Consider the following 24,550-nt stretch of genomic DNA (forward strand, 5'->3'; position numbering starts at 1 on the left):
CAGATCATGGTCGGCCATTTGCGCCTCGCTCGGGGCTGGCCCAGAAATCGAAGAAATTGAACCATTGGTAAGGGGCCTTGCGGCAATAGTGTTCGAGGCGCAGCGCGTAGCGTTGCGCCCACGCTGCCAGATGCTGCGCGCGTTCGCGGCGCGGCAGCTCGATGCGCTCGGCGAACGGCTCGAAATACATGCGGTAACCGTCGTGTTCCTTCAGGCAGAAGAACAGGTAGACCGGACAGCCGAGCGCATGCGCGAGCACGTAGGGTCCTTGCGCGAACGGCGCGCTCGCGCCGAGAAATTGCGCGTCGGTGGTGCGTCCCGCCTCGCGCGCCGGCACCCGATCGCCGACGATCACCAGCAGCTCGCCCGCATCGATGCGCTGCTGCATCAGCACCGCCGTCTCGGGACCGAAGTCGCCGACTTCGAGCAGATGCCGCGCGAAGTCGCGATTCGACGACGCCAGCACCTCATTGAAGCGGCGCGCGTGCCCGGTGTAGACGACCGCCGTGACCTTCGCGTGTTCGCCGCGGATGGCGAGCGCGCGCATCATCTCCAGATTGCCGAGGTGCGCGCCGATCACGAGCGCGCCCTTGCCGCTCGCGATCAGTGCTTCGAACGCCGCAGGATCGTCGAACGTGACGTCGGTGTCGTCGACGCGGCCGGTCCATGCGGCGAGCTTGTCGAAGCCCGATTGCGCGAACGCGAGCATATGGCGATACGCGGACAGCCAGCCCGGGCGCGGCGTATCCGCCGACGGCGCGACCGCGCTCAGATGCGCGAAGTAGTTGTCCGACGCGGCGCGCGCCGCGCGGCCCGTCAGCAGAAAATACGCGACGACCGGATGCAGCCACAGCGCGGTGAAGCGGCGGCCGAACAGCTTGCAGCTCAGCGCGAGCAGGCTCATGCCGAGGCGGCTGCCGCGTTCGGCGATGCGCCACCATGCTTCGGGCCGGGGTTCATCGGCGGCGTCGGCCAGCGCGCCGCGGCGCGGCATCAGCTTGTGCGCGAGCAGCATCGGCAGACGCCACAGCATCCCGAACACGAGCCGCGTATGGCTGCGGCTGATTCGGACGTTGTCCCACAGCACGTCGAAATGCGACACGCCGTCGGCCGCGTAGGTCACGCGCGTCGGGATCGAGCGGAACGCGGCGCGGCGCCAGTAGAGACGCACGAGGATCTCGATGTCGAAGTCCATGCGCGTGGGTAGTCGCACGCTGTCGATCAGCTCGCACGCGAGCGCGAGCGGATACAGACGAAAGCCGCACATCGAATCGCGAATCGTCAGCGACAGCGTCTCGATCCACACCCACACGTGGGTCAGATAACGGCCGTACAGACGTGCCTTCGGCACGCTGTCGTCGTAGACCGGACGGCCGAGAATCACCGCGCCGGGTTCGGCGCGCGCGGCATCGATGAAGCGCGGCACGTCGGTCGCATCGTGCTGGCCGTCGGCGTCGATCTGCAGCGCGTGCGTGTAGCCCGCGGCGCGCGCCGCGCGCAGGCCCGACATTACTGCCGCGCCCTTGCCGCCGTTTGCGGGCAGACGCAGCAGCGTCATCTGCTGCGCGTATTGCAGGGCGAGCGCGGCGAGTACCCGCTGGGTCGGCGCGTCGCTGCCGTCGTCGACGACGAAGATCGGCAGGCCGTGCACCGCGAGATGCGCGACGCTCGCTCCGATCGCGTCCTTGTGGTTGTAGATCGGAATGACGATGCAGGGCGCGAACGTCATCACGCGTCCTCCCGATGCACGAGCAAGCCCGACGCGCATTCGCGTCCGTCGAGCCGGTACGCGAACTGCACGCGCCGGCGCGCGGCATCATAGGCGAGCGTGAGCTCGAGCACCGCACCGGGCGACACCGGCGCCATGAACTTCAGGCGGTCGACCGATGCCATCTCTCGCACGCGCGGCCAATGCCCGGCTGCGAGCCGCGCTGCCCAGTCGACCTGCACGACGCCCGGCAGAATCGGCAGACCCGGAAAGTGGCCGGCGAAATGCTGGAGTGACTGCGGCACGCGCAGCACGTAGTGCAGCGTGTCGCCGACGCGCATGTCGCCGACGCGCGTTTCGGCGAGCACTTCCATGCCCTCGGCGAGCGGCGCGAACGCGGCCGCAACCGCGCTCGCGGGCAGCTTGCCGCGCGCGTCGAATGGCAGGCTCACGCGAAAACGCCAATGACGCGGCAGCACGACCGCATCGAAGTAATCGGCCAGATGCCGGCGCAGCGTTTTCGCCAGCGCGACGCGGCCTTCGGCGCACAACGCAGCGCCGCCCGCTTCGGTCAGCGCGACCACCGCGCCGACGCGTTCGCGCGACGCGCCTATGAGCGGCACCAGCGCCGCCTGCACGACATACGGATGCAGCGCGAGGCGCGCCTCGAGTTCCGGCAGCGAGACGCGCTTGCCGCCGAGCTTCAGCACGCGGTCGAGGCGCCCTTGCAAGCGGAAGCGCCCGTCGGCATCGAACGCGATGCGATCGCCGGTGCGATGCCAGCCGTCGTGGTCGAGATGCGGCGAGCGCACGCACAGCGCGCCGTCGTCGTCGCGGCGCACCTCGGCGCCGGCGACCGGCTGCCACGCGTCGCCCTGATCCTGACGCCGCCACGCGATCCCGCCGGTTTCCGTGCTGCCGTAGATTTCGAGCGGCGCCGCGCCGTAGCTCGCCGCATAGGCCTGCGCGGCGTCGGCCGCGAGCGGGCCACCCGACGAAAAGAACGCGCGCGGCGCGGGCGTAAGCGCGGCGAAGCCCGGCAACGCGGGCCAACGCGACAGCTGCGCGGGCGTCGACACCACCGCCGTCGCGCCGCATTGCGCGATGCGCGCCTGCAGTTGCAGCGGCTCGCCGCCGATCGCGCGATCGAAGGCGCGGCCGGCCGCGAGCGGCCACAACACGCGAAACAGCAAACCGTAGATGTGGTGATGCGGCACGCTCGCGAGCATCGTCGCGTCGCCGAGCAATGCGCCCCATTGCCGCTCGAGCGTGTGGACTTCGGCGTTGAATTGCGCGAGCGTCTTGCGGATCGGCTTCGGCGTGCCGCTGCTGCCGGATGTGTAGAGCGTCATCGGCGCATGGGCGTCGATCGGGTGGGCGGTGTGAGCCGTGCGATGCGTCGCTGCGACGAACGGCGGCAGATCCGCATCCGTCAGCAGGAAGTCGTAGGCGTGCGCGAGATCGGCGAGATAGCCCGGCGTTGCATTGGCCGGAATCACCGGCTCCTTGCCGCACGCGAACAGCGCGAACAATGCGCAGGCGAACTCGAACGGATCGTCGATGCAGAGCGCGCAGCGCCGCGCGTCGGGCGTTCGCACGAGCTCGATCAAGCCCTCGACGCGCGCGCGAAACGCCGCGCGATCGAGCAGCACGGCGCCATCGCGGCACACCGGTGCGGCGGACGTCGCAAGCGCGGCATCGGCCGACAACAGATCATGCAGCGCGAGCATCAGGCGGCCTCCGAATCCGCTCGCGCGGCGCGCGGCAGCACGAACAGACGTCGCCATACGTATTCGCCCGCCAGCAGCGCGCCGATCAGTGCATAGGCGATCGCGCCGTTGTACAGCGACCAGGCCGCGCGGCTCCAATAGAGCGCGGTGTAGACGGAAAACGCGCCGTTCAGCACGAAGAAAACGCACCAGACCTGGGTCACGCGCCGCGTATAGCGCACCGCACCCGGCGGCAGATCGGGACTGCCGAGGCGCGCGAATTTTTCGATCATCGACGGCCCGCGCACGAGCGTCGCGCCGAACGCGATCAGCAAACCGAGATTGACGAGCGACGGATAGAAGCGCAGCAGCAGCTCGCTATCGGTGACGACGATCGTCGCCGATGCGCAGCTCAGCATCGCCACCACGCTCCAGTCGAGCGTGGAAAGCTGCCGCACCGACATCGCAACCGGACCGCCACCGGCCCAGCGCTGCAGCCATAAAGTCACCAGCAGCATGCCGCCGACGAGACGCGGCGCGTCCCAGCGCCATGCGCACAAGATCAGCGCGGGGTAAGCGAGTTTCAGCAGCACCTGCAGGACGGTCCTGCTCCAGTGAGGCCGCGCGCCGGATTCGCTTGCGGCGGGACGTGGCTGCGACATCTGCGTGCGCGGGTGCGCGACCGGCATCAGCCTTGCGCCGCGAGCAGCGATTCGACCGCGCCGATCACGTCGCCGACCGTGCGCACGGATTTGAAGTTCTCCGGCTTGATGCGGCGGCCGGTCATCTCCTGCAGCTTGATCGCGAGATCGACCGCGTCGATGCTGTCGAGATCGAGGTCTTCGAACAGGTGAGCGTCGGGCGTCACACGCTGCGGCTCGATCGCGAAGTTTTCCTGAAAGATCGCGCGGATGCGCTCAAGAATCTCAGTCTCGGTCACGATTAAACTCCCTTCCTTGCGGTTTCGTTCGCAGCGTGCGCCGCTTCGCGCTGACTCTCGACCAACGCGGCAAGCGTGTTGATCGAGCGAAAGTGCTCGCGCGTGCGTTCGTCGTTCGCCACGATGGTCAATTGGTATTGTTTGCGCAGCACGATGCCGATTTCGAGCGCGTCGATCGAATCGAGACCGATGCCGTCGGAACCGAACAACGGGGCGTCGTCGTCGATATCGGCGGGGCTCAGGTCTTCGAGATCGAGGGCTTCGATCAGAAGCTTTTTAATTTCCAGTTTTAAAGAATCCATAGTCGAACAGGTGCTGGGTAATGTGGGCTTCTACGGCATTCGTCACGCTGCGCGCCGCGATGGCCGCGGTGGTGTCATGCGCGGCCAGCTCGGCGACGCCAAGCGGCGCGAGCACGTTCACGCGCATCCGGAAAGCGCGCGCCGGCACGTCGTACCAGCGCATCTGCCGCGTGAACGCGGGCGGATCGCAATCCATCAATACCGGCACGATCGGCGCGCCGGCCTTCAGCGCCATGTGCGCGAATCCGCGCGAGAACGCGTGCAGCCGGTTCGGCGCCGGGCTGCGCGTGCCTTCCGGAAAAATGATCATCGTATAGCCGGCCGCGAGCTGCTTCGCGCCGGCCTCGACGAGCGCGATCGCGTCCGCGTTGCTCACGTATTCGGCCGCGCGCACGATGCCCCAGAAACACGGGTTGTGCCAGTGCGCGTGCTTCACGACGCAGCACGCGCGCGGCGTCAACGACAGCAGAACCATCACGTCGAGGTAAGTCGGGTGATTCGCGACGACGATCGCCGGCCCGCCCGCGCGCAACGCCTCGGCGCCGGACACTTCGAGTTCCATCACGCCGAGACCGCGCAGCACCGCGACGAGCGCGCGGAAAAACCGGTGAATCACGACGGTCACCGCGCGCTGCCGCGACGCGCGATGCGGCCACAGCCACGCGAGCGGAAACACGAGTACCGAAAACAGCACGCCGCACACGCCGAACCCGACGAAAGCGAGGCCAGTCGCGCAAAAACGCCACGCGTAATCAAGCCGCGCGCTCATCCCACCTCCAGTGCCACAGCGCACCGGCGCGCTGCCAGCGCGCGGGCTGGCCGGTTTCGAGGCAGTACAGCAGCGCCTGGCTCTGAGTCGGAAAGCTCGGGGCGTCGCTCAACGCGGATCGCGGGTCGCCGCGTTGCTCGGCTACCTCCTCGTCAGCGCGGGTCAAAGAGCAAACAACCTGCCCAGCCGACGCATGTTTGTCGAGCAATATCGCGATCGCACCGCCGTGCACTTCGTCTTCGATCGTGCCGTACGCGAGATCGGCCGGTTCGTCGGCATATACGAGCAGCACCGGCGCATCCGGTTGCGTCGCGTATTGCGCGTACGCTTCGAGCAGCGCATAGCCGAGCGTCTGCGCTCCAGCCGATACCGCGCTCGCGGCCGATCGGTCGCCGCGCGCAATCCCGAACACGCCGGTCATCGCGTTCAACACCGACAGGCTGAAGGCGGTCGGCGATACCGGCTCGCCGGCGCTGATGCTGCGCAGGATGTCGGTGGTACGCCGCAACTCCCCGTGCCGCGAAGCGAACACCACGCGCGCGGGTTCCTGCGCGACGCAGTCGTGCGCGACCTTGAGCGCCAGCTTGGACAGCGTGCTGAGACGCCGCCGCACGATCGGCTCGATGAAGCCGATATCGGGTGCGGCAGACGAGGTAGCCGGCCAGCTAGACCAGCGACCGACCGGAATGGTCCAGTGCAGATCGGGCATATTGGTGTTCGCGCGTGGAAACGGGGAAGGGGCTCGAGCGCCTGACGGAATACACAGCCGTCACGGCGAGCGCCGCCGCGCGGATCGGGAAGTTCCAGCCCGGGACCGACCAGTCTGCCAGTCAGGGAATGCAGCACCGGCGATCGGGCCCGATTTGTCAGGCGCCCCTGACAATCGGTGCAGTGGATAGCGGCTCAGGCTCCTTTTGTGGCCGAATAGTACCGGGTATTTTGAATCAGATCGGCGAGGAAAGACGTATCCATCTGTATCCGCGCCTGTCACGCAACACATTGTTAGACGATTTGACAAAACCGGCCGCGACGACGCACCGGAAGGCGATCTCGTGCGTCGGCGCTGGCGTGACAACGCCGCCGGAACCGACGAAAAACCTTTCATTCGTCTTTCTTCGAATGCACCGCAGAGCGAAAACACCGACGCCGCGTCGTGCGTGCAAACAACATTCGTGGCAACGATGCGCCCGCGCCTGCTATACTCCGGCCCTCATTGGGGAGTAGCCGCCCCGCGGCACGTCCGCACCGCTTCGCCGGTGCGTCGCACGTGTGGTTCGCGGGGGCGCCTGTCAACAGACTTGGCCTGCACGGCCATGGCAGTCGCAGCCTCTGGCCTGGCGAGACCGATGATCCACACGCGCCGCAACAGGGCCCGGCGTGTCGTGGGTCGTCGCTCGTTCATCTTCGGCCCGAGGAATCCATTCAACGTGAATCAAGCTTTTCTGATTTCGACCGGAGCGGTCGCGCTCGCCGAGATCGGCGACAAGACGCAACTGCTATCGCTCGTGCTGGCCGCGCGCTATCGCAAGCCCGTGCCGATCATTATCGGCGTGCTCACGGCGACGCTGATCAATCACGCAGGAGCCGGCGCGCTCGGCGCGTGGCTCGGCTCGATGCTGACGCCGACCATCATGCGCTGGGCGCTGGCGGCGTCGTTTATCGGCATGGGGCTGTGGATTCTCGTGCCCGACAAGCTCGACGAAGAGGAAGCCAACACGAACCGCACGCACTTCGGGGTGTTCGGCGCGACGGTCGTCACGTTCTTCCTCGCGGAGATGGGCGACAAGACGCAGATTGCGACGGTCGCCCTCGCCGCGCGCTTTCACGATTTCTTCGGCGTGGTGGGCGGCACGACGCTCGGCATGATGATCGCGAACGTGCCGGCGATCCTGCTCGGCGACCGCTTCGCGCATCGTCTGCCGACCAGGCTCGTGCACGGCATCGCCGCGGTGATGTTCGTCGTGCTGGGCGCGATGGCGTTGTTCGGGGTCGGGGTCTGAGCTACTGCGCGGCCTTCGGCGCCGACGCCGCGCCCGCGGGGGGCATGGCCGCCGGCAGCGACACTTCGTTGGCGTCCGCGCCGCCACCGCCGAGCGGAATCTTCACGGTGTGCACCGCGCCGTTGGCCAGCGGGAAATCAGCCAGCGCGCTACGCGCCAGATATGGCATTGCCCGCACCAGCGACGACTCCTCGCCGACACTGCGCGCCGTGACGTTGTAGACCTCCCGGCCGCTCGCGCGCTCGGTGATCCGGATGCCGAGCAGATGCGTGAACACCGGATAGCTCTGGTTCACGTACGTCGCCGGGAAAGGCCCCCACGGTCCCCACGTATCGAACGGCCGGCCCCAGTAAGGACCGGGCCACGGGTTGTAGTAGACCGGCTGCGCGACGGTCACGATGTCCGAGCGGATGCCATAGGCGAGCTCGACCAGATAGCGCGCGTCGTCGTGCGAGACTTCGCGGAACGCGTGCAAGGCGAGCTCGTTCGCGACGATCCGCTCGTACGCGCTCAGTTCGAGATTGTTCTTCTGATCCTCGTGCCGCGTGAACGCATAGGTGCGCGTCGCGTCGCTTCCGCTCCAGTCCGAGAACGCCGTGACCTGCGTGGTCACGTAGGTCGTGCAGCCGGACAGCAGCGCCGCCAGCGCGACGAACAGCAGCGCGACGCGGCGGGTCCATCGATCGATGTTCATGGTCTGCCTCGTGATGCCTCTGATTGCATCTGATTGCATCTATTCTGCTTCAGTTGAAACTCTGCTTCACTCGAGATTATTCCGTCGCGCGATCCGCTGCCCGGCGGACGATGCCGGCGCTCCGCCACGCGCGGCGCCCGATAATACGCTGACCTCGCCAGCCGGTAAAAGGTTCTTCCCCTGTCCGTCGAAAGCGGCAGCGCTACCCGGCGCCGAGACTCGGCCCCCTTCCCTTCCGCACGATTGCCCGAGGCTTTGTACAATGAGTCGACCAAGCCCGGCTCGCGCGCCGTTTGCGCGCCCGACCGCTCGAGTACACCACCACAGAACGCCATGGCCGATACCGCAACGCCCAATCTGATCCGCCGCGCCGATTACGCGCCGCCCGCCTTCCTGATCGACACCGTCGCGCTGGAGTTCGATCTGGTCCCCGAACGCACGGTCGTCAGGAACACGATGCGTGTTCGCCGCAACCCGGATGCGTCGCGCGCCGCGCATCTCGAACTGATGGGCGAGCAACTGGAGTTCGTCAGCGCCGCGATCGACGGCAAGCCATTCCCGAACGCGCACCCCCACGAGCACGGCCTGCTGCTCGACGACGTGCCGGACAGCTTCGAGCTGACCCTCACCAGCATCTGCAATCCCGCGGAAAACACCACGCTGTCGGGGCTGTATGTGTCGAGCGGCAACTTCTTCACACAGTGCGAGGCCGAAGGCTTTCGCCGCATCACCTATTTCCTCGACCGCCCCGACGTGATGGCGAGCTTCACGGTCACGCTACGCGCGAGCAAGGCCGACTATCCGGTGCTGCTGTCGAACGGCAATCTTCTCGAACAAGGCGAGTTGCCCAACGGCCGCCATTTCGCGCGCTGGGAAGACCCGTTCAGGAAGCCGAGCTATCTGTTCGCGCTCGTCGCGGGCAAGCTCGTCGCGCTCGAAGAACGCGTGAAGACCGGCTCAGGCAAGGAAAAGCTGCTGCAGGTCTGGGTCGAGCCGCACGATCTCGACAAGACCCGTCACGCGATGGATTCGCTGATCCACTCGATCCGCTGGGACGAACAGCGCTTCGGGCTCGAGCTCGATCTGGACCGCTTCATGATCGTCGCGGTCAGCGACTTCAACATGGGCGCGATGGAGAACAAGGGGCTCAATATCTTCAACACGAAGTACGTGCTCGCGAACCCCGAAACGGCCACCGACACCGACTTCTCGAACATCGAGGCGGTGGTCGGCCACGAGTACTTCCACAACTGGACCGGTAATCGCGTGACCTGCCGCGACTGGTTCCAGCTGAGCCTGAAGGAAGGCCTGACGGTGTTCCGCGACCAGGAGTTCTCGGCCGACATGGCGGGCGGCGCCACCGACGAAGCCGCGCGCGCGACCAAGCGCATCGAGGACGTGCGGGTGCTGCGCCAGATGCAGTTCGCCGAGGACGCGGGCCCGATGGCGCATCCGGTGCGCCCGGAAAGCTACGTCGAGATCAACAACTTCTACACGATGACCGTCTACGAGAAAGGCTCGGAAGTCGTGCGGATGTATCAGACGCTGTTCGGCCGCGACGGCTTTCGCAACGGCATGGACCTGTACTTCAAGCGTCACGACGGCCAGGCCGTGACCTGCGACGACTTCCGTCACGCGCTCGCCGACGCGAACGGCCGCGACCTCGCGCAGTTCGAGCGCTGGTATAGCCAGGCCGGCACGCCGCGCGTGTCGGTGCGCACGCGCTACGACGCCGCGCAGCAGCGCTACAGCGTGACACTGCGCCAGGGCTACGGCGATGCCGTGCCGGCCGCGCGCGAAACGCAGAAGGGGCCGCTGCTGATTCCGTTCGCGATCGGTCTGATCGGCAAGGACGGCCGCGATCTGCCGCTGCAGCTCGACGGCGAGGCGAAGGCGTCGGAGTCGACCACGCGCGTGCTCGAATTCACGCAGACCGAGCAGACCTTCACGTTCGTCAACGTCGGGCAGGAACCGCTGCCGTCGCTGCTGCGCAATTTCTCGGCGCCGGTGATCGTCGAATACGACTACACGGGCGAACAGCTCGCGTTCCTGCTCGCGCACGACAGCGATCCGTTCAACCGCTGGGAAGCCGGCCAGCGGCTTGCCACGCGCGAGTTGCTCGCGCTGGCCGCGCGCGCGGCCACGGGCGCGGCGCTGCAGTTCGACGACTCGGTCGTCGCCGCATTCGCGCGCGTTTTGACCGACGAGACGCTGTCGCCTGCGTTCCGCGAGCTCGCACTGATGCTGCCGTCCGAAGCGTATCTGGCCGAGCAGATGGCCGAATCGAATCCGGCCGCTGTGCACGCGGCACGGCAGTTCGTGCGCAAGCGCCTCGCGAATGCGCTGCGTGACGACTGGCTGAAGGTCTACGAGCAGCATCGCACGCCGGGCGCCTATGAAACGACGCCCGAGGCCGCCGGTCATCGCGCGCTGAAGAATCTGGCGCTGTCGTATCTGACCGAACTCGACGACTCCGCGGACGCCGTGCGTCTCGCGGCCGCGCAATATGAAACCGCGAACAACATGACCGACCGCGCGGCCGCGCTGTCGGCACTGCTCAACGCGGCCGCGCCGCAAGGCGGCAGCCCCGAGGCGCAGCACGCGCTCGACGACTTCTATCGACGCTTCGAGAAGGAGCCGCTCGTCATCGACAAATGGTTCGCGTTGCAGGCCACCCAGCGCGGCGGCGCACGACATCCGGTGATCGATACGGTGCGCAAGCTGATGACGCATCCGGCCTTCAACCTGAAGAACCCGAACCGGGCGCGTTCGCTGATTTTCAGCTTCTGCGCGGCCAACCCCGCGCAGTTCCACGCGGCAGATGGCTCCGGCTACGCATTCTGGGCCGAGCAGGTGATCGCGCTCGACGCGCTCAATCCGCAGGTGGCCGCGCGCCTCGCGCGCTCGCTCGAACTGTGGCGACGCTTCACGCCGGCGCTGCGCGACAGCATGCGCGCGGCGCTCGAGAAAGTGGCCGCACAGGTCAAGTCGCGCGACGTGCGCGAGATCGTCGAGAAGGCGTTGGCGTGATGCCTCTCTGAGTTCCCGAGTCACATCGGAAAGCCGGCACGCGTTGCCGGCTTTTTTTTTCGCGTTGTTTTCAGCTGCGTTCACGCCGCTCGTGTCGCGCCGTTAGCCGTTTGGCCGACTGTTCATCGGACCTCGCCGGGCAGAAAGTATACGTACAGGTTTGATGGTTTACATTTAACGCGGTACGTTATACGATTCGATGATCACGACATTCGCAGACAAGGCCACCGCAAGAATTTTCCAGGGCAGGTTCGTGCATTCGTTACCACGCTCGATCCAGGCGCTAGCGCATCGCAAGTTGCTGATGATCGACGCCGCGAGCTCCGTCTCGAATTTGCACGCGCCGCCCGGAAACCGGCTCGAAGCCTTGCAAGGTCAGCGCAGCGGGCAATGGAGCATCCGCATCAATGCGCAGTGGCGCATCTGTTTTCACTTCGTCGGCGAGGACGCGCTGAATGTCGAGATCATCGACTATCACTGACTACTGGGAGACCGACATGGTCATCAAACGCTCCGCGCTCAACAGCATCGATTTCTCCGACATCGATACGGGCGCGGCCATTGCCGAGATCCATCCGGGCGAAATTCTGCGCAGCGAGTTCCTCGAGCCGCTCGGCATGTCCGTCAACGCGCTCGCGCTCGCGCTGCGGGTGCCGGCGCCGCGCATCAACGACGTCGTGCGCGGCCGCCGCGCAATCTCCGCCGATACCGCGCTGCGGCTCGAGCGCTACTTCGGCGCCAGCGCGCAGTTCTGGCTCAATCTGCAAATCGCCTACGACCTGCGCGTCGCCACTGCCGCCGCCGGCGAGCAGATCGAACGGGAAATCGAACCGATGCCGCGCGCCGAGCGCCCGAAACTGCCCCGCGTGCCGGCCGGACACGCCCGAGCCGCGGCCCTCGCGGCCAGCGTCAGCGGCACCGTCTCGGCCAAGGCGCGCCGCAAGACCTGAAGCCGGCCGTGCGACCAAAAGCACGGAGCCGACACAAACGAGCGGTTAAAATCCCATCATTCTTCTAGCCTTCCGGAGTACAGCAATGTCTTTGCAACGTCGTACCACTCTCACGAAGTACCTGATCGAGCAGCAGCGCGAAACCAACAACCTGCCCGCCGACCTGCGCCTGCTGATCGAAGTCGTCGCGCGCGCGTGCAAGGCGATCAGCTACCACGTCAGCAAGGGCGCGCTCGGCGATGCGCTCGGCTCGGCGGGCAGCGAAAACGTCCAGGGCGAAGTGCAGAAGAAGCTCGACATCCTCTCGAACGAAATTCTGCTCGAGGCGAACGAATGGGGCGGCAACCTCGCGGGCATGGCCTCCGAGGAGATGGAACAATTCTTCCCGATTCCGGCCAACTATCCGAAGGGCGAATATCTGCTCGTGTTCGATCCGCTCGACGGCTCGTCGAACATCGACGTGAACGTGTCGATCGGTACGATCTTCTCGGTGCTGCGCTGCCCGGACGGCCATCAGGCCACCGAGCAATCGTTCCTGCAGCCGGGCACGCAGCAGGTCGCCGCGGGCTATGCGGTGTACGGCCCGCAAACGGTGCTCGTGCTGACCACCGGTAACGGCGTGAACTGCTTCACGCTCGATCGCGAGCTCGGCTCGTGGGTGCTCACGCAAAGCGACATGCGCATTCCCGTCGAAACGCGCGAGTACGCGATCAACGCGTCGAACGAACGCCACTGGTATCCGCCGGTTCAGCAATACATCGGCGAGCTGAAGGCGGGTAAGGACGGCTCGCGTCAGGCCGACTTCAACATGCGCTGGATCGCGTCGATGGTCTCCGACGTGCATCGCATCCTGAGTCGCGGCGGCATCTTCATGTACCCGGCCGACAAGCGCACGCCGGACAAGCCGGGCAAGCTGCGTCTGATGTACGAAGCGAATCCGATGGCGTTCATCGTCGAGCAGGCGGGCGGCGCCGCAACCAACGGCGAGAAGCGCATTCTCGACGTCCAGCCGAAGAGCCTGCACGAGCGCGTCGCGGTGTTCCTCGGCTCGAAGAACGAGGTCGATCGCGTGACCCGCTATCACCTCGAAGCGAAGAAGTGATCTCGAAAGAAAAAAATGCCTCAAGGGGCTTGTCAAGGCACTAAAGTAGTCCCTATAATTTCGTTTCTCCTGATGCCGGAATAGCTCAGACGGTAGAGCAGCGCATTCGTAATGCGAAGGTCGGGGGTTCGATTCCTCTTTCCGGCACCAACAGATTCAAGCACTTAGCCCAGTCATTGCGACTGGGCTTTTTGCTTTCTGGGCGCCATGTAACCGCTGTGTAACCGGATTTGGTCGACGCGAGTCGACACGTCCTCTCTGCCCGAAAGGCGCAGGGTCACCCAACCCCAGCGGCTGAGGTCGGCGACATTGGCACGCGTGAATGCGGACCGCGTTATGCACACGTCGCGGCCGTCACCAAAGCGCATGCAGCCGTTTTCGCCGCACATCTGCCCCCGGCGCTGGACCGTGAGCCGCTCACGTTCATCCTAAAGCCCATTTCTGTTCCGCCTTTCGTTGTGCCCGGTATGCGAGCGCCGCGCGAATCCGCTTCACGCCGTAAAGAAAAGGTTGCCGCCGTGCCGGTGAGCCCGCACACGACGACCGCGCACACCGCTTCGTGTCGCTTTGGGGGCGTACGCGTCGGGCAGCAGGCGGGCCAATTGCCGCCGCTTGCCCGGCCCTCAAAGCCATGCTTCGGAAGACCGATCAACTTCCCAAAGCTGCCGTTGGGGGATTCAGCCAGAGTAGACATGAGTTCGGTCATCTTCGAGCTATCGCGTGAACATAGACGCTACTACTCTACCGATAATCTTTCGGCTAAGATTTGTCAGGCTAAGGTTACAAAAGTTCGCTCCCTAAAAAGCCTAATCGATGAAAATCCAACGACCAGTCATTCTTGAGAAAGCAAAAAAATGAGATATGAAACTCTGATTCGCATCCTTGACCAGATCCGAAATGAGGCGCCCTCTCAACAATGGTCCCGATATCGCCCGGACGGTACGGACATCGAAAAAATTAACCAAGCAAGAGCGCGAGCGTTTATTCATCTGTATATGAAAGTAATGTTCGGGATATCGGACTTCTCGGCGCGTGAGCGAACAATAACTGATGCCAGCGGGGATGGAGGTATCGATGGGTATTATATCGATACTGAAGCAAAAACAATTTATTTCATCCAATCCAAATTCAGGATAAATGAAAAGAATTTTGAATCGAAAGAAATTGAGCTTGAAGAATTGCTCATGATGGATATTCCCCGAATTATGGAAGGGGAGACCGCTGATGAAGCGGGTTTGGAGTATAACGGTAAAATCAAGCAACTCCAACGCGAAATATCATCACTTCCCGATATTGGGCGGTTTTCTTACCGAATTATAATTCTCGCTAACCTCAGGAATATCACGCCGTCTCGCCTAATGAAGCTCACAGGCGGCTACGCAGCGGAGGTCTTCAATTTTGAGAAGACGTACGAGGAGCTCGTATTTCCCGTTATCACGGGAACCTATTATACGGCTTCAGATATCGTTATTCCAATCGATTTGTCGAACAAAAATGCAGGGAGCAAGATCAGTTACAACGTCTCAACCAAGTATGGAGAGTGCGAAATAACGGCTTTATTTGTCCCCACTATCGAAGTGGCAAAATTAATGGATAAATATAGAAATTCCATACTTAAGTATAATCCCAGAAGTTATTTGGAATTTGAGGGTCATGCCGTAAATGCATCAATTCGCGACACCATCGTCCAATCCGATACTAACGAATTCTCGCTCTTCAACAACGGCATCACAATGCTTTCTGATGAGACGAACATCAACGAGAAGATTGGGCAAAAGAACAAGGCGCAGCTTTGGATTCGGAATCCTCAAATTATCAACGGTGGCCAGACGTCATTCACTCTGAGTAGAATATTGAGTGAGAACCCAGAGAAGGCAGAAGATGTATTCAAAAACAAAGAGGTTTTGCTGAAAGTTATCACGCTGTTCGATAACGAATCGCAAACCTCGAAGCTGGAGCTAATCGACGAAATATCAAACGCAACAAACAAACAGACCCCCGTAATAAACGCGGACAGATTTGCAAACGAGCAGTTTCACATAAAAGTTCAACAGCTTGTCTTCGAACGTTATGGCTTGCTTTATGAGAGAAAGCGCGGCGAATTTTCAGCAGGTATAAACGATGGGTATGTCGACGCGAAGAAGGTCATTGAGAGAAATCTTTTTTGGCGCGTTTACTATGCCGCAAATGGCCAAATAGATAAGGGCTCTGAGCGTCGATTATTCAAGAGAAATAAATTTTCTGATGTCGATCTAAATAAGCTTGAGCATTTTGATCGTGCCGCCGTTGGGTTAAGTCTATTTGGCGTTGTGCGTGGGAAGAGTGGTGCGCACGAGCCGAGAGACCAGAATATTTATGCCAAGATATTTTTGTACGCTGAGCTGTTCTATGCGAATTTTGATTCCAACGCAGTGCAGACTGAACAGAATCTTACATTGCTAGAGCAGCGGTGGAATGAGTTTGGCCAACGTCAGATTGAGAAATTTGGCCCCAAACGTAGAGCGTATATTGATAATCAAACAGGCGAGGCTAAGATCCGGATACTTGATGTTAGGTTTGAATATAGCCCGTCGTTTAGAGGCGACTTGTCGCGATTTATCGCTGAGATAAAACCTGCGTCGGAAACTCCAGCGGTTGCGTAGTAACTCACCAAAACGAATCCTACGGCCAGTCTGAAACGAGCGGGAGGGCCCGCATGAGTAGAGCTGGCGGGCGACAGCCGGGCGTTAGTATGCGACAACCTACGCCAGCTTCGGATCACATATCGGAGTAGTTGATCCTCCGACAGACCCTTTAGGCTTCGAGACCGGTCATTGCCTGAGCAGCGGTCCGAATAACTGTAACGGGTCGGTTTCTGCCCGATGGAAAGAGGGCGTGTTCGCACTTACGAGCGCGCGCGTAGCTTGTTACTGTTGGTCGATTCGCTTTCGAGCTTCCCGCTCCTCTTTTGTCCAGTACTCCGGCCGCTTCGCTGCCGCGCCCAATAGCAACCGCTCCAGCGTGCGGCCGCCGCATTCACCCGGCCGCCGTTCGGCCGCGAGCGCCGCCGTAAGGTCCGAACAGACCCAAACCGATAGGCGCTTGAATCCCGCCGCCCGAAGTCGGGCCTTGTGCCGCTCCAGTCGAGCGGCGTTTGTCGATGCCATAACCAACCTCTTCGGAAAAAGAAACGCGCCCGAGCCCGCTACCGGACCCAGACGCAAAGGACGAAAAGGACGAAATTGCGTCTTTTATTTCCAGCCCATAACAAAGACGAAAGGACGAAAAGACGCACCACCCCTTTAGGGGTGGCGTCTTTGCGTCTCGTCCTTGGGGTTCAAATTTCCCAAACCCATCCGTCGAACTCTGCATAGTGACCGGCCCCTATTAATGCATCGAGCGCGCGGCGGGCCTCGGGTTTGCGGCGCTTTAGTTCGCAGGTCATATCACTAGCGAGTGCTGTCACCGCGTCGTCTTTTCGCACGCAGGGACGGCCGGCAGGTGCGCACCCCTCGCCGTCGTGTTCCGACACGAGCAGAAGCAGTTGCATCGCCTCATGCACGATTTTTTGTATCGCTCCCTTCGGCGCACGCCGGCCAGCATTAGCGGGGCTGTGATCGGGCGCGACTACGCACGACGTAACGGCCTCGCCGTCCTCATCTTCGCCAAGATCGACCAACTCAAGCCGGAACGGATTGCACGCGCCGTCCGCATCGTCTTTGCTCTTTGCTACGGACCATTCGCGGCGGTCGCCGTCCCGCTTCACTTCGATAGCCGCATCGAGCGCCGCATGCAGGCTGCTATGGCCGCGTAGGCCCTTGGCCGCATCCTTGCCCGTGTGATGTACCGCCAGCACCACGCCGCCGGTTACGCGCTGAATTTCCTTGCACGCTTCGATCAGCGTGCCCATGTCCGTGCTCGCGTTTTCATCGGCGCCCGGCGCGGCCCGGTTCAATGTGTCGATTACGAGCACCCCGTCGCGCAAGCCGGCCGCCAATACCGCTCCGCACAGGTCGTCAATATCTGCCGGGCTGCGAAGATCGAACGATTGCGTAATGAACCCAATCTGCTCCGGCACAGCCCGGCCGTTGTGTGTGCGCCATGCGGCGACGCGCTTTCCCATCCCGGCCTCGCCTTCGAGGCACACATACAACACAGGCGCGGTGTCGACGCGCCGCCCGAACCAATCCTCGCCGCCCGCAATCGCCGCGCACAGATCGAGCGCGAGAAATGATTTGCCCGAGCCCGAAGGGCCGTAGAGCGCAGCCAACCCCGACGCCGGCAGCACGCCGCGCACAAGCCAGCGAAGCGGCGGCGCGTTCGCCAAGTCATCGGCCGACAGAACACGAAAGCGTGCTGCATCCGTTTCTTGAAAGTCTCGCGCTTTTGCCGGGTCAGTCCAGCCCGCTTTCTTCGCTTCATGAAACAGCGTCGCGGCCGTCACGCGCCGCGCCTTATCGCCGTTGAACGAATTCCACGCGACCCGACAATCGTCTTCGCCCGTGTAGTTGGCGCCCGTTGCGCTCCACGCGTCGAACACTTCAAAGGGAACGCCGGCATCCTTTGCGGCCATGCCGAGCCGAATCCATGTGTCGCGATCGCAGCCGGCATCGAGCCAACATAGAGCGGAGAGAGCGCGCGCCACTTCGTCCGGCAGCCGGTCAGAATCGGGCTTAGGGGCGCTTTTTGGCTCGGGGCGGCGTGCGTACACCCATTCCGGCAACACCGGTATCTCCGGCGCGTCAAAGAGGCTACAGCCCGGCATCCAACTATAGGGCGTCCCATTCGGATGAATGCTCGGCGGCACCACGCCGTAGCCCTTATGCAGTAGGTCGACTCCCCGGGCCGCCTTGCCGGGCAAATGCGCGCCGCCGGGCACGCGGAAATAGCGGTGCTCGCCACCCCCGCCCGACTGCACGACGAGCGGCGAAATCAACGGCCCGTGTTCCGCTTCGAGCGCCGCAAGTGTGTCAAAGCCGTTCGCTTTCCCTTCGTGGCGGTCGATATCGACGACGACAAGCTCGGACGGAGCGAAACTGATGCCGATGTTCGCGTCCGGCACGGCACCCCACCACCGTTTGATAATTTCGGGGTCGCACGTCGCATCGTTCTTGCCGTTCGGCACAAGCCGGCCAAGCGGCGCTTTGCCCTTCGGCTCTAACGGGAGCACGTGCATGTCTCGTGCGGCGTAGGCGAGCGCATGGTCGAGCATGGTTGCGGGTTCGGGTTGCGGCCGCGACGCCGCACCTTTATATTCTGTATTGCTAATCATTTTAGTTTGGCAATATGAATGGACGCCCCCGGCCTCAAATGCCGGGGTCTTTTTTATCTGAACTTCATTCTCGTGAATACACCCGGAATGCGCCCGTACACATGCCAGTCGTAACGGTGCACCTCTGGGCCGACGCTCATGTCGAATGTGCAGTTGGGGCTACCGATACCGCAGTGCTGGTCCCTGTAGCCGCAGATCAGCGCGGCGAGAATGAACGCGCCGTTCGAAATCCACATCGGCATACCCATTTCGTCCGCCCAGTTCTCTACACAGTGCTTCAGGCGATACGAATTGGCTTTTTCGTTGAACGTCTTTCGGCGCTCGCAGAAAGTCAGAAGGAACCGAATCACCATCTGCACCTGTTCATAGTCGAAGTCGCGGCCAGTGGCGGCCACTCGTCGCCCACCCCAACAACCGCCAATAGTCAGTTGCGGATACGCGCGCAGCACGGCGGCCGCCCGTCGCTTCACTTCGCGCATAGGCATGTGCGCTGCGCCGGATTCCAGAAGCGGAAGGGCGGCGCTCATGCTGCGGCTCCCGTCAATTGTTCGACGGCATCGAGGGGCCAGCAAAGGCGGCGATTCGGGAGCTTGACGGGGCGAACGCTGAAATAAGCGCCGGTCTGGCTGTAGCGCTTGTGGATCGAGCGCGCACGGACGTTCAGCCGTTCGGCCAGTTCGTCGGTCGTAAGAAACCGGCGGGAGCTTTGTGCGGGTTGGAGTTCCATGTGTTCCTCTTTGTGTGAGCGATGAGGAGCACGGTATCTATTTAGGATGCCTACTTTCGTTGATCGAGCGGATTGAAGTCGCGGATGCACTGCCGGCGTCGTTTTGCGCCCGCTTTTTGTCGTCATGCGTTGCGTACCCGTTTGCGGAAATAGGACTATCGGGCTCGACCCGTGTGAATTCTCAAATTTTTTGGACGGCCATAGGTGCGGCCCAATTTTCAAATTTTTTCGGCGCGGGGGTCGATGCGTATAGGGGAGCGCGTTGGAAGCCGCCCCGTCAGACCCCCGGGGCCGGGGGGTTCTCGCGCCGCCTTGCCACCGCCAGCCGGCCCGCAAATCGGCGCGGCTAAGGGTCTGCTAGCAGCAGGCATCGAACGCCGCGATAGCTCGAATGCGTTCGTGAAACTCAGGCGTTACACGCGTCGCAAATTGCACGGCGCCCCCTCGCCCCACACCTACCGGTTCGAAATAACACGCAGCCCGGGCGCAGCAACGTCCGCCATAAAATCGATGCCTGCCTGTTCAAGCATCCATGCCTCGATGTTGTCGTGCCACTTGCGTAACAGGTCGAGCGGGCGCCGGCGATAATGTTTCTCGGCAAGTGCGCTCGCGGCATGCCCCATGATTTGCGCCACCACGCCAACAGGCACCTCACACCATTCGGAAAGCGTGCCGAATGACCGGCGCAGGCCGTGCAGAGTCACATGAGGCAATCCGGCAGCGGCCAGCGCCTGATTGTGCGCAATGCGCGGCTCGGCAATCTTGCCATCAGCGGCGGCGGGACTGGAGAACACCCACTCATTGCGACGCGGCAGGGCGGCCAACAGGGAGGCAAGGTAAGGCGTGAGCGGAATAAGCCGGCCCGTCTCGGTCTCCACCTTGTCGGCCACATGCAGGCTTCGCCACTGGAAGTCCACATCAGCCCACTTGAGCGCGGCCATTTCCTCGCGGCGTGCACCAGTCAGCAGCAGGGCTTGCAGGTACGCGCTGATAACCGGGTTGCCAAGCTGGCGGACGGCGGCGAACCAAGCCGGTAGCTGCTCGCGCTGCAAGCAGTCGCCCTCCTTCGCCTTACTTTGAGGTAGCACCGCTGTTACCTTTGGCGAGTCGTAGGCATCCGTCGCAATGGTTCCCGCGTACTCGTCTTGTCCGCCGCACCAACGAATGAAAGCCTTCAAGAGGCGATAAGCGTGCGCCGCATTGGTCGGGCGCTCGCGCGACTCGTCCGCCAGCCATGCCGCTACAGTCTTTGCCGTGAGGCTCGATAGATTGAGCCCCATTAGCGGCGCAAGCGGCCCGCGCACGGTTACTCCGTTGCCTCGCTTCAACGGCTCGCCACCGGGCGCAGCTAGTGCCTCATGGTCGGCAAGGTAACGCGCCGAACGCGGCTTCTTCGTTTTTGGGGAAATTGCCGTGCGCAAGTATTGGAGATAGTCGCACCATGCGTCGGCCACGGTCGCGGACCGGCGGCGCGCATCCACCTTGCGGGCCTCATGGGCGGCGCGTTGCTCGGCGGCATGTTCGCGTGGGTCTTTACCAGCGTCAACGAGGGTTTGCAGGCGGCGCGCCTCTTTCTGCGCCTTCTCGATAGTCCAGTCCTTCGGGTCGCCAATCGTGACGCGCACTGTGCCGCCGTGAATCTTGCCCTGATAGATGTAGGACTTCGCGCCGCTCGCCGTCGCACGCAGGCCCAAACCCGACGCCTTGGCATCCCATATGAACGATTGGGACTTGCCAGCGGGGCAGCTATGTCCATCTACCCGCGCCGCCGTGAAATTGACTTTTGCCATCGCTAACACCCTCCGAACCGGGTTACACGATTCCATGTAACCGCCATGTAACCCGATTATGGGGTGATCAATCAACTTTGGTCAACGCGAATATGCGAACAACATGCCGCGAATACAGCACCAGTAAAGGATTCTCTCGGTTACATCATCTTAAGTCAACGCCGATAAATCCCAACTCGCCCGCATTCGTAATGCGAAGGTCGGGGGTTCGATTCCTCTTTCCGGCACCATCAAGTTTCAAGCAAAAAGCCCAGTCCTCGCGACTGGGCTTTTTGTTTTCTGGAGCCTGTGTAGGCGCTGCGTAGGCATTTCACGTCAACTAGATGTGTTTTCGGACGGCCAGGTTCTCGAATATTTCACGAACTGTCGGCCGAGCCTAGCCTGGCGCATCTGGCCGAGTTCGACCCTGCTCTGCCGTTTGCTTGTCCGTCGGCCGAATGGCCGCCTTGAGATGGGGATGCGACACAGCCTCCTGCCGGCATAATCAGGAAATCTGCCAGTGCCGACAAGTGGGGCCAAGCCGATTTCTATCGAGCATGCACGCTGCTCGCCCGAGGCCACCGTTGACGCATCCGCGCATTGAAGTCATTGATCAATCGGCTGATCCAGTCGTGCAGTAGTGAGCAAACTGTTCTGCGGAGAGCGCGAAACCCTTCTGCCTGGCGAGTTCCCAAGGACGTTCGCATTGGTGCGTGGATTCACACCAGGAATACCCAGCCGAACCAATACAACCATGTGCATCGCGATCTGCACCGACAACGGGTGACGGGCTGCTGGGCGGCGAGGCCGCGCAAGCGCTTAGCAAGCATGTCATCGTGACAGTGGCCAGGCAAAGAGAAAAGTAGTCTCGGCGCATAAAATGAGTCCCAGATTTGTGTGACGTCGGATTTTGGTCTTTTTGCCGTTTGCGAGTCGCGCAATAGCGCTTGTGGGCTAACCGGCAGCGAGCCGCTGCCGGTTCCGACCGCGCTCGATGCTAACGGCCAATCTGCTGTATCCCCGCCAGTCGCCAGGCCGGGTCGCCATGCTCGTGGCCCACGATGTTCCAGACCTCCTCAAACGGTTGCGCCGTCTGCGCGTCCTCGTCTTCCCGCATCTGGCCGTGAAAGCGAAGGCTAACCAGTGTTTCGCTGCCATTGTGTTCCGTGCTCAACAATTCCACGTCCAGCTGCGTGATTTCCGTATGGCTCGGCTGGTTGCCCCGATCTTCCAGGTCCCGCTTGATCACCGCGAACATTTCCGGGGTTGTCAGCTCGAAAAGGTCGCCTTGTTCGTTCTGGTCCCAGGCGCGTTGCAGACGCAGGAACAAGGTCCTGGCCGATGCCAGCAAGACCGCCTGATCGAGCCCGACAGGCAGCCCCGGCACTGTCGTTGTTTGTGCCGCTGCGGCGGGATTCATCACTGTGCGCGGCCAGGCACCGAAATTCGTCTCAGGCGCCGCCTGCCCGCTCTGATTCATGAGCAAGGAGCCGTTCATGCGCTGCCCGTTCGCCGCGTCGTGCCCATAAGCGAGATCCGGACGGCGCCGGTTGGCAATGAAGCGGAACAGCATGATGCCGGCGACAATCACGAGGCCGATCACCACTACGTTCGACAGCATCTGGGCCAGCCCTTCACCCAGCCCCAACGACGACATCAGCGCGGCAATGCCGAGTCCTGCGGCCAGGCCGGCGAGCGGGCCCATCCAGCGGTTGGCTGGCTTCGCGGCAGCGGCCGCCGGCGCGGCCTGCTGCGCCGGTTGAGCTTGCTGGCTCCGTTGGCCTTGCCCGGACGGCGACGCCGTCTGCGACTGGCGGCCGACACTACTACCACCGCCAATACGCTTCGCTTCGGCATGGTTGGATGCGACAGTGCCCGCGACGAGCACTAGCGCCATGGCCAGGACAGCTGCACCACGCGTCACGACACTCGCAAGGCGTCGCAACTGATTGATTGTGTGCGAATACATAAGAATCTCTTTCGTGTAGGACAGAAACTCGCGAAGGTCGCCCGAACGCGTCTTTCCATCGCGGACCGCAAATAGCGAGCAATACCGCTCGTACGATGCCACCGTAGCCGTGCAAGCATGGCTTGCTTAGACGGCATCAGGCTCAGCGCTCCAGGTGCACTCGCGTTGACTCGCGCGGCGCCTCGCGACGCGCGCCTGGCGCCTGCGGACGATCGAAGAAACGGCGCGGGCAAGCGCGAGATCGAGGGCGCCGCGCCAGTCTTTCGCAATCGACGTCACCACGACCGGATTCGCACCGGGCACCTGCACCTGCACCTGGCAACGCTTATCGAGTCCGCGGCGCGGGCCGTTGACGTCGGAGAGATTGACGGTGGCCTGGGAAACCAGCCAGGCCATCCGGCGGAACACAAACTGGGTGCGTTGGCGCGCAAAGCTGCGCAAGCGTGCAGCTTCAATGTCGCAGGACTTGAACAGGACTTGCATGAGACCTCCATCAGAAACAGAAAGAAAAAACGGGTTAGCGAAACAACGACCGCCGGGGCGGAAGCCTGAGTGCTTAGTCGTTGAAGCCAGTTTATCGGTTTAACGCGCCATTACAATCACCTTTCACCCAATAGATACTTGTCGCGTCTGCAACGTCACCCCAGTGGGCGCAAAGCAATTACAAACGACGAAACGCCGGAGCGAATGACGAATTCGCGCCGGCGCAAAAATGCAATGAAACGCTAATACTGGAAGGGGATGGAATGCCGGTATGCGCGGCTGAATGCAGGCCCGGTTGCAGACGATGAAGCGGCGACGATGCCGCTCGCCGGAGGTCACCGGGCCGGGCAGTCGAAAGCGCCCGGCCATCCGGCTGATAGCCCATTAACTTCCTTTGTAGATCGAATGATCCGAGGCCACCTGGGTCGGTGCGCCGGAAGCGGCCGAGCCCGATTTCACGCCACCGTGGCCACTGAGTGCCTGCTGAGCCGCCACGCTTTTCAGCGCGGCCTGGAGGTGCGTGGGGTAGTGCGCGTCACCGTGGTTGCCGTCGTAGCCCGCTTGCCGCAGCTGGGCCAGCTCCGCGCGCACTTGCTCACGGGTGAGGGGGCCGTTGCTGTTAGCGGATGCAATCGTCGGCAGAACGAGGACCGAAACGAGTGCGATAACCGGAATGAATGTTTTAGCCATGGTTAATTCTCCAATTTAATTTCAGAAACAGAAAATACTGGGTTAGCGAAACAACGACCGCTGGGGCGGAAGCCTGTGTGCTTAGTCGTTGAAGCCAGTTTATCGGTTTAACGCATCATTACAATCACCTTTCACCCAACAGATACTTTCCGCATCTGCAACGTCATCGGGGTACCTCGCGGCGCAAAGCAATTACAAACGACGAAACGCCGGAGCGAAACGAATTCGCCCCGGCGCAAGAATGCAATGAAACTGTCGCTAATACTGGAAGGGGGATGGAATGCCGGTCTGCGCGGCTAAGTGCAGGCTGCCGTCACGCGCATTCGTCATGCCGCTGGCCGCGACCTGCGCAGTCGTGGTGGGGCAGTCTCAAGAGTCAAGTGCAACGTTTAGCTAATCCAGCCTTCTCTAACTCTTTAGCCATTGCTTCCTCGGGGGAGTCCCAGCCGAGCGTCTG

22 protein-coding genes, 2 tRNA genes and 1 riboswitch are annotated in these 24,550 nt (G+C 62.5%); of the genes, 8 read left to right on the forward strand and 16 right to left on the reverse strand.

The annotated features are described in order from the left end of the window. Window positions 1-4: 4 nt before the first annotated feature. From HDG34_RS37470 to HDG34_RS37500, 7 genes are read right to left on the reverse strand one after another with little or no spacing between them, the layout of a single operon-like run. A complete protein-coding gene (locus HDG34_RS37470; RefSeq protein ID WP_184068735.1) occupies window positions 5-1,729 on the reverse strand; it encodes a glycosyltransferase in 1,725 nt (574 codons plus the stop codon). Beyond that, window positions 1,729-3,438, reverse strand: coding sequence for an AMP-binding protein (locus tag HDG34_RS37475; protein WP_184068738.1), 1,710 nt, complete (start codon window positions 3,436-3,438; stop codon window positions 1,729-1,731). Before HDG34_RS37475 ends, HDG34_RS37470 begins: the two co-directional genes overlap by 1 nt. Then, entirely contained in the window at window positions 3,438-4,106 is a 669-nt protein-coding gene (locus HDG34_RS37480) for a hypothetical protein (RefSeq protein WP_184068741.1), read from the reverse strand. The genes HDG34_RS37475 and HDG34_RS37480 overlap by 1 nt, the downstream gene beginning before the upstream one ends. Then, window positions 4,106-4,357 carry an acyl carrier protein gene (locus tag HDG34_RS37485; RefSeq protein ID WP_013090186.1) on the reverse strand — a complete coding sequence of 84 codons (252 nt, stop codon included), beginning with the start codon at window positions 4,355-4,357 and terminating at the stop codon, window positions 4,106-4,108. Before HDG34_RS37485 ends, HDG34_RS37480 begins: the two co-directional genes overlap by 1 nt. 2 nt (window positions 4,358-4,359) lie before the next feature. Further along, window positions 4,360-4,659: a phosphopantetheine-binding protein gene (locus tag HDG34_RS37490; protein ID WP_090801395.1), complete on the reverse strand. Its 300-nt coding sequence runs from the start codon at window positions 4,657-4,659 to the stop codon at window positions 4,360-4,362. Continuing rightward, entirely contained in the window at window positions 4,634-5,428 is a 795-nt protein-coding gene (locus HDG34_RS37495; protein ID WP_184068744.1) for a 1-acyl-sn-glycerol-3-phosphate acyltransferase, read from the reverse strand. Before HDG34_RS37495 ends, HDG34_RS37490 begins: the two co-directional genes overlap by 26 nt. Next, window positions 5,412-6,137: a beta-ketoacyl synthase chain length factor gene (locus HDG34_RS37500; RefSeq protein ID WP_184068747.1), complete on the reverse strand. Its 726-nt coding sequence runs from the start codon at window positions 6,135-6,137 to the stop codon at window positions 5,412-5,414. The genes HDG34_RS37495 and HDG34_RS37500 overlap by 17 nt, the downstream gene beginning before the upstream one ends. A 494-nt stretch (window positions 6,138-6,631) precedes the next feature. After that, a riboswitch (yybP-ykoY riboswitch) is annotated at window positions 6,632-6,844 on the forward strand. An 11-nt stretch (window positions 6,845-6,855) separates the two neighbouring features. Here HDG34_RS37500 and HDG34_RS37505 point away from each other — a divergent pair. Then, the gene (locus HDG34_RS37505) at window positions 6,856-7,428 is read left to right on the forward strand and encodes a TMEM165/GDT1 family protein (protein ID WP_184068752.1); all 573 of its coding nucleotides are present in this window, start codon (window positions 6,856-6,858) and stop codon (window positions 7,426-7,428) included. Window position 7,429: 1 nt separating this feature from the next. Here the strand turns inward: HDG34_RS37505 and HDG34_RS37510 are convergent, their stop codons facing one another. Beyond that, window positions 7,430-8,122: a DUF4136 domain-containing protein gene (locus HDG34_RS37510; protein WP_184068756.1), complete on the reverse strand. Its 693-nt coding sequence runs from the start codon at window positions 8,120-8,122 to the stop codon at window positions 7,430-7,432. Between the two features lie 333 nt (window positions 8,123-8,455). Here HDG34_RS37510 and pepN point away from each other — a divergent pair, with 333 nt between their 5' ends. The 6 genes from pepN to HDG34_RS37540 all read left to right on the forward strand — a co-directional run bounded on the left by pepN (window position 8,456) and on the right by HDG34_RS37540 (window position 15,846). Continuing rightward, a complete protein-coding gene (gene pepN, locus HDG34_RS37515; protein ID WP_184068759.1) occupies window positions 8,456-11,152 on the forward strand; it encodes an aminopeptidase N in 2,697 nt (898 codons plus the stop codon). A 199-nt stretch (window positions 11,153-11,351) separates the two neighbouring features. Further along, window positions 11,352-11,633, forward strand: a complete 282-nt coding sequence (locus HDG34_RS37520; RefSeq protein ID WP_090801404.1) for a type II toxin-antitoxin system RelE/ParE family toxin — start codon at window positions 11,352-11,354, stop codon at window positions 11,631-11,633. Between the two features lie 16 nt (window positions 11,634-11,649). Next, the gene (locus tag HDG34_RS37525) at window positions 11,650-12,102 is read left to right on the forward strand and encodes a HigA family addiction module antitoxin (protein ID WP_090801406.1); all 453 of its coding nucleotides are present in this window, start codon (window positions 11,650-11,652) and stop codon (window positions 12,100-12,102) included. Between the two features lie 85 nt (window positions 12,103-12,187). Next, window positions 12,188-13,204, forward strand: coding sequence for a class 1 fructose-bisphosphatase (locus HDG34_RS37530; protein WP_090801408.1), 1,017 nt, complete (start codon window positions 12,188-12,190; stop codon window positions 13,202-13,204). A 74-nt stretch (window positions 13,205-13,278) separates the two neighbouring features. Next, a tRNA-Thr gene (locus HDG34_RS37535) sits at window positions 13,279-13,354 on the forward strand. A gap of 704 nt (window positions 13,355-14,058) precedes the next feature. Then, window positions 14,059-15,846 (forward strand): AIPR family protein, encoded by a 1,788-nt coding sequence (locus tag HDG34_RS37540; RefSeq protein ID WP_184068761.1) that lies wholly within the window; start codon window positions 14,059-14,061, stop codon window positions 15,844-15,846. A gap of 674 nt (window positions 15,847-16,520) precedes the next feature. Here the strand turns inward: HDG34_RS37540 and HDG34_RS37545 are convergent. From HDG34_RS37545 to HDG34_RS37560, 4 genes are all read right to left on the reverse strand, one after another. Continuing rightward, the gene (locus tag HDG34_RS37545) at window positions 16,521-18,395 is read right to left on the reverse strand and encodes an AAA family ATPase (RefSeq protein WP_260321466.1); all 1,875 of its coding nucleotides are present in this window, start codon (window positions 18,393-18,395) and stop codon (window positions 16,521-16,523) included. 113 nt (window positions 18,396-18,508) lie between these two features. Further along, a complete protein-coding gene (locus tag HDG34_RS37550) occupies window positions 18,509-18,982 on the reverse strand; it encodes a hypothetical protein (protein ID WP_184068764.1) in 474 nt (157 codons plus the stop codon). Further along, window positions 18,979-19,182: a DNA-binding protein gene (locus HDG34_RS37555; protein WP_184068766.1), complete on the reverse strand. Its 204-nt coding sequence runs from the start codon at window positions 19,180-19,182 to the stop codon at window positions 18,979-18,981. Before HDG34_RS37555 ends, HDG34_RS37550 begins: the two co-directional genes overlap by 4 nt. Window positions 19,183-19,637: 455 nt before the next feature. Continuing rightward, a complete protein-coding gene (locus HDG34_RS37560) occupies window positions 19,638-20,972 on the reverse strand; it encodes an integrase family protein (RefSeq protein ID WP_184068769.1) in 1,335 nt (444 codons plus the stop codon). Between the two features lie 105 nt (window positions 20,973-21,077). Here HDG34_RS37560 and HDG34_RS37565 point away from each other — a divergent pair. Further along, window positions 21,078-21,202, forward strand: a tRNA-Thr gene (locus tag HDG34_RS37565). Between the two features lie 362 nt (window positions 21,203-21,564). Here the strand turns inward: HDG34_RS37565 and HDG34_RS39695 are convergent. The 4 genes from HDG34_RS39695 to HDG34_RS37580 form a co-directional block, all read right to left on the reverse strand. Continuing rightward, a complete protein-coding gene (locus HDG34_RS39695; RefSeq protein WP_409259755.1) occupies window positions 21,565-21,828 on the reverse strand; it encodes a hypothetical protein in 264 nt (87 codons plus the stop codon). A 120-nt stretch (window positions 21,829-21,948) separates the two neighbouring features. Next, complete coding sequence (locus HDG34_RS37570; RefSeq protein WP_184068772.1) at window positions 21,949-22,920, reverse strand: Tim44 domain-containing protein; 972 nt, start codon at window positions 22,918-22,920, stop codon at window positions 21,949-21,951. A gap of 126 nt (window positions 22,921-23,046) precedes the next feature. After that, the gene (locus HDG34_RS37575) at window positions 23,047-23,403 is read right to left on the reverse strand and encodes an HPF/RaiA family ribosome-associated protein (protein ID WP_184068775.1); all 357 of its coding nucleotides are present in this window, start codon (window positions 23,401-23,403) and stop codon (window positions 23,047-23,049) included. Window positions 23,404-23,787: 384 nt separating this feature from the next. Beyond that, the gene (locus HDG34_RS37580) at window positions 23,788-24,093 is read right to left on the reverse strand and encodes a DUF4148 domain-containing protein (protein WP_184068778.1); all 306 of its coding nucleotides are present in this window, start codon (window positions 24,091-24,093) and stop codon (window positions 23,788-23,790) included. Window positions 24,094-24,550 lie beyond the last annotated feature (457 nt).

Origin of the sequence: Paraburkholderia sp. HC6.4b (assembly GCF_014200875.1) — a bacterium.
GTDB lineage: Bacteria > Pseudomonadota > Gammaproteobacteria > Burkholderiales > Burkholderiaceae > Paraburkholderia > Paraburkholderia tuberum.

Excerpts from the sequence above, each read along its gene's own strand:
- HDG34_RS37480 (WP_184068741.1), bottom strand. The coding sequence starts at position 4,106 with ATGCCGGTCGCGCACCCGCGCACGCAGATGTCGCAGCCACGTCCCGCC.
- HDG34_RS39695 (WP_409259755.1), bottom strand. The coding sequence starts at position 21,828 with ATGCGCCGAGACTACTTTTCTCTTTGCCTGGCCACTGTCACGATGACA.
- HDG34_RS37550 (WP_184068764.1), bottom strand. The coding sequence starts at position 18,982 with ATGAGCGCCGCCCTTCCGCTTCTGGAATCCGGCGCAGCGCACATGCCT.
- HDG34_RS37545 (WP_260321466.1), bottom strand. The coding sequence starts at position 18,395 with ATGCTCGACCATGCGCTCGCCTACGCCGCACGAGACATGCACGTGCTC.
- HDG34_RS37470 (WP_184068735.1), bottom strand. The coding sequence starts at position 1,729 with ATGACGTTCGCGCCCTGCATCGTCATTCCGATCTACAACCACAAGGAC.
- HDG34_RS37525 (WP_090801406.1), top strand. The coding sequence starts at position 11,650 with ATGGTCATCAAACGCTCCGCGCTCAACAGCATCGATTTCTCCGACATC.
- HDG34_RS37510 (WP_184068756.1), bottom strand. The coding sequence starts at position 8,122 with ATGAACATCGATCGATGGACCCGCCGCGTCGCGCTGCTGTTCGTCGCG.
- HDG34_RS37555 (WP_184068766.1), bottom strand. The coding sequence starts at position 19,182 with ATGGAACTCCAACCCGCACAAAGCTCCCGCCGGTTTCTTACGACCGAC.
- HDG34_RS37560 (WP_184068769.1), bottom strand. The coding sequence starts at position 20,972 with ATGGCAAAAGTCAATTTCACGGCGGCGCGGGTAGATGGACATAGCTGC.
- HDG34_RS37530 (WP_090801408.1), top strand. The coding sequence starts at position 12,188 with ATGTCTTTGCAACGTCGTACCACTCTCACGAAGTACCTGATCGAGCAG.
- HDG34_RS37520 (WP_090801404.1), top strand. The coding sequence starts at position 11,352 with ATGATCACGACATTCGCAGACAAGGCCACCGCAAGAATTTTCCAGGGC.
- HDG34_RS37500 (WP_184068747.1), bottom strand. The coding sequence starts at position 6,137 with ATGCCCGATCTGCACTGGACCATTCCGGTCGGTCGCTGGTCTAGCTGG.
- HDG34_RS37495 (WP_184068744.1), bottom strand. The coding sequence starts at position 5,428 with ATGAGCGCGCGGCTTGATTACGCGTGGCGTTTTTGCGCGACTGGCCTC.
- HDG34_RS37540 (WP_184068761.1), top strand. The coding sequence starts at position 14,059 with ATGAGATATGAAACTCTGATTCGCATCCTTGACCAGATCCGAAATGAG.
- pepN (WP_184068759.1), top strand. The coding sequence starts at position 8,456 with ATGGCCGATACCGCAACGCCCAATCTGATCCGCCGCGCCGATTACGCG.
- HDG34_RS37580 (WP_184068778.1), bottom strand. The coding sequence starts at position 24,093 with ATGGCTAAAACATTCATTCCGGTTATCGCACTCGTTTCGGTCCTCGTT.
- HDG34_RS37475 (WP_184068738.1), bottom strand. The coding sequence starts at position 3,438 with ATGCTCGCGCTGCATGATCTGTTGTCGGCCGATGCCGCGCTTGCGACG.
- HDG34_RS37490 (WP_090801395.1), bottom strand. The coding sequence starts at position 4,659 with ATGGATTCTTTAAAACTGGAAATTAAAAAGCTTCTGATCGAAGCCCTC.
- HDG34_RS37570 (WP_184068772.1), bottom strand. The coding sequence starts at position 22,920 with ATGTATTCGCACACAATCAATCAGTTGCGACGCCTTGCGAGTGTCGTG.
- HDG34_RS37575 (WP_184068775.1), bottom strand. The coding sequence starts at position 23,403 with ATGCAAGTCCTGTTCAAGTCCTGCGACATTGAAGCTGCACGCTTGCGC.